Genomic DNA, 3,219 nt, shown 5'->3' with positions numbered 1-3,219 from the left:
GCCGACCCGATCCTGCCCACAGCCGAGCCGGATCGGATCGTCGCGCAATTCGAGCATGACCTCGCTGAACCCGCGATTGGTCGCCATATGCCGGCACGCGTACTCGAACAGCCGGACCAGGCCCTCCCAGGCATCGTCGGCGGCCAGCGCCTCCTCGGCGGCGCGAGTGAACTCCTCGATATGCACGGCGAAAACCGCCGCGACGAGTTCGCGTTTGTTGGCGAAGCGGCGGTACACCGTGCCCACGCCCACACCCGCGTGGTCGGCGACCTCGTCGAGCGTGATCTCCAGACCGCGGTCGGCGAACAGTTGCCGGGCGGCATCGACGATGCGCTGCTGATTACGCGCCGCGTCGACCCGGAGAGGCCGGGGCCGGACCGTGGTGGTGGCGAGATTCACATCCGGCATGGTAGCAAGCTATTAATTAAGGGCGAATCGTTTCGATCCGGCCGAACGAAAGGCCGATCCGGCCTGCGGATACGGTGTCGGCGTTGCCCCGGGTGCGGTGGTAGTGGATCCCCGGACCCCGCCGCGCCGAGACCTTGCTCCGGAGGTGCCCTGATTGACCGAATTCGTACGACCGGCTCCGATCGACGCGGCCACGGTGGCGGTCGTGGCAGTGGGTGGCGGGCTCGGCGCGGTCGCCCGATACGGCCTCGCGCTGTGGCTGCCGCACCGGCCCGGATCCGTGCCGTGGGCAACCTTTCTGGCGAACGTCGCCGGCTGTCTGGCGATCGGCGTGCTGATGGTGCTGATCACCGAGGTGCTGCGTGCGCCGCACCGCCTGATCCGCCCGTTTCTCGGCGTGGGGGTGCTCGGCGGCTTCACCACCTTTTCCAGTTACAGCGCCGAGGTTCGTACACTGCTCGAATCGGGGAGCACCGCCGTGGCATTGGGATACCTCGTGGGGACCATGGTGGTGTGTCTGGGCGCGGTGGTCGCCGGGACGGCGCTCACCCGGCGGGTGGCCGGTAAACGGGGCGGGACAACGTAGTACGGCGAAGACAAATGTAGGGCGGTATCAGCGAAAGAGGTCGGGTCATGGTGGTGGCGGGTCCGGTGCGATCGTTCTCGCGAGAGCGCGTCCGGTGACGGCGGTCTGGGTGGTCTGCGCCGGAATGCTGGGCGCGACAGCGCGATACCTGCTGAACCACGCGGTGGCCCTGAGCACCAGATCTCCGCTGCCACTGGGCACCTTGACGGTTAACATTGTGGGCTCGGCGATACTGGGTGCGTTGATCGGGTCCGGTGTGGCCGGTGTGCCGGCGACGGTTGCGGGTATCGGATTCTGCGGTGCTCTCACCACCTTCAGCACGTTCGGGCACGACACGGTTGTGCTCGCCACCCGCGGTGCGTACGCGTACGCGCTGGCCAATATCGTCCTCAACGCCGGGATCTGCCTCGTCGCGGTCTATTTCGCCGCCACGATCGCGGGACTGTTCGGATGATCATGATGACCAGCCGCGTGCGGCCGACCACGAAGGGAGATCCGAATATGGCCCACAACCGAGCCGGCCGGCCCGCCCGCCCCGACGATCTGGTGGATGTTCCGGGATTGGTGACCGCCTACTACAGTCGCAGGCCCGATCCCGGCGAACCCGCGCAGCGGGTGGTTTTCGGAACCTCCGGGCACCGTGGTTCCAGTCTGGACGCCTCTTTCAACGAGGCCCATATCCTGGCGATCACCCAGGCGATCGTCGAGTACCGCACGCATCGCGGGATCACCGGCCCGGTCTACCTGGCCCGGGACACCCATGCGCTCTCCGAGCCCGCCTGGACCACGGTCCTGGAAGTGCTGGCCGGTAACGAGATCGGCGCGGTGGTCGACGCCCGCGGCCGCTACACCCCGACACCCGCGCTGAGTCACGCGGTGGTCCGCCACAATCGCGCGGCGACCGCTGGGCAGGCCGACGGAATCGTGGTGACCCCGTCGCACAATCCGCCCCGCGACGGCGGTATCAAATACAACCCGCCGCACGGGGGTCCGGCCGATACCGGCGCCACCGACGCCATCGCCGAACGCGCCAACGCGCTGTTACGTGGCGGGCTGGCCGAGGTGAAACGGGCGCCGCTGGCCCAGGCCATGGACGCCGCCGGTCGCTACGACTATCTCGACCACTACGTCGGCGATCTGCCCGCCGTCCTGAACCTCGACGCCATCCGCGGCGCCGGTATCCGGCTCGGCGCCGACCCGATGGGCGGCGCCAGCGTCGACTACTGGGAGGAGATCGGCCAGCGCTACGACCTGGAACTGGAGGTGGTCAATCCCACGGTGGATCCCACCTGGAGTTTCATGACCCTCGACAGCGACGGCCAGATCCGGATGGACCCGTCCTCGCCGAACGCCATGGCCTCGCTGGTGGCCATTCGCGACGACTACGACATCTCCACCGGTAACGACGCCGACGCCGACCGGCACGGGATCGTCACCCCCGACGGCGGGTTGATGAATCCGAATCATTTCCTCGCGGTCGCGATCGAATACCTGGTGGCCAATCGCCGGGGCTGGGACGCGCTCACCAAGATCGGAAAAACGGCCGTCACCTCCTCCATGATCGACCGCGTGGCCGGGGTTCTCGGCCGCGATATCTACGAAGTGCCCGTCGGGTTCAAATGGTTCGTGCCGGGACTGTTCAGCGGCAGCCTCGCATTCGGCGGCGAAGAGAGCGCGGGCGCGTCGTTCCTGCGAATGGACGGCACCGTCTGGACCACCGAGAAGGACGGAATCCTGCTCGCCCTGCTCGCCGGCGAGATCGCCGCCGTCACCGGCGAGAGCCCCTCGGCCCGGTATCAGGAACTCGAACGCCGCTACGGCAGCCCCGCCTACGCGCGGATCGACGCCCCCGCCGGCCCCGAGGAGAAGAAACTGCTGGCCGGGCTGGACACGGGCCGGGTCACCGACAGCGAGATCGCGGGCGAGCCGATCACCGAGGTGGCGACCAAGGCCCGCGGTAACGGCGCGGCCCTGGGCGGGTTGAAGGTGAGCACCGAAAACGCGTGGTTCGCGGCCCGGCCGTCGGGCACGGAGGACAAATACAAGATCTACGCCGAGTCCTTCCACGGACCCGACCATCTCGCGAAGGTCCAAGACGCCGCGCGCGACCTGGTAGGCCGGGCCTTATCCGAGGGCGCCTAATTTCCCGGACCGGCCCCGCAAAAGGTTCGGCCCGCGTCTGCTGTCAGTGCTCGAAGCGAGGCGGCGCAGCCGCGAGTCTCGAG

General features: G+C 68.2%; 4 protein-coding genes. 3 read left to right on the top strand and 1 reads right to left on the bottom strand.

The features are described 5' to 3' along the window. Positions 1 to 408: TetR/AcrR family transcriptional regulator (locus ACWDU1_RS31095; RefSeq protein ID WP_450003955.1), on the bottom strand; the 408-nt coding region annotated here is incomplete at its 3' end. Between the two features lie 154 nt (positions 409 to 562). Here ACWDU1_RS31095 and crcB (ACWDU1_RS31090) point away from each other — a divergent pair. From crcB (ACWDU1_RS31090) to pgm, 3 genes are all read left to right on the top strand, one after another. Further along, positions 563 to 994 carry a fluoride efflux transporter CrcB gene (crcB, locus tag ACWDU1_RS31090; protein WP_450003954.1) on the top strand — a complete coding sequence of 144 codons (432 nt, stop codon included), beginning with the start codon at positions 563 to 565 and terminating at the stop codon, positions 992 to 994. A 94-nt stretch (positions 995 to 1,088) separates the two neighbouring features. Then, complete coding sequence (gene crcB, locus ACWDU1_RS31085) at positions 1,089 to 1,448, top strand: fluoride efflux transporter CrcB (protein WP_450003953.1); 360 nt, start codon at positions 1,089 to 1,091, stop codon at positions 1,446 to 1,448. A gap of 47 nt (positions 1,449 to 1,495) precedes the next feature. Further along, positions 1,496 to 3,136: a phosphoglucomutase (alpha-D-glucose-1,6-bisphosphate-dependent) gene (pgm, locus tag ACWDU1_RS31080; protein ID WP_450003951.1), complete on the top strand. Its 1,641-nt coding sequence runs from the start codon at positions 1,496 to 1,498 to the stop codon at positions 3,134 to 3,136. The last annotated feature ends 83 nt before the right edge of the window (positions 3,137 to 3,219 follow it).

The organism is Nocardia sp. NPDC003345, from assembly GCF_053589395.1.
The sequence above is the reverse complement of the archived record's forward strand: the minus strand, read 5'-3'. Positions and strand labels throughout refer to the sequence as shown.

Coding starts and splice junctions, on each gene's coding strand:
- pgm (WP_450003951.1), top strand. CDS start 1,496: ATGGCCCACAACCGAGCCGGCCGGCCCGCCCGCCCCGACGATCTGGTG.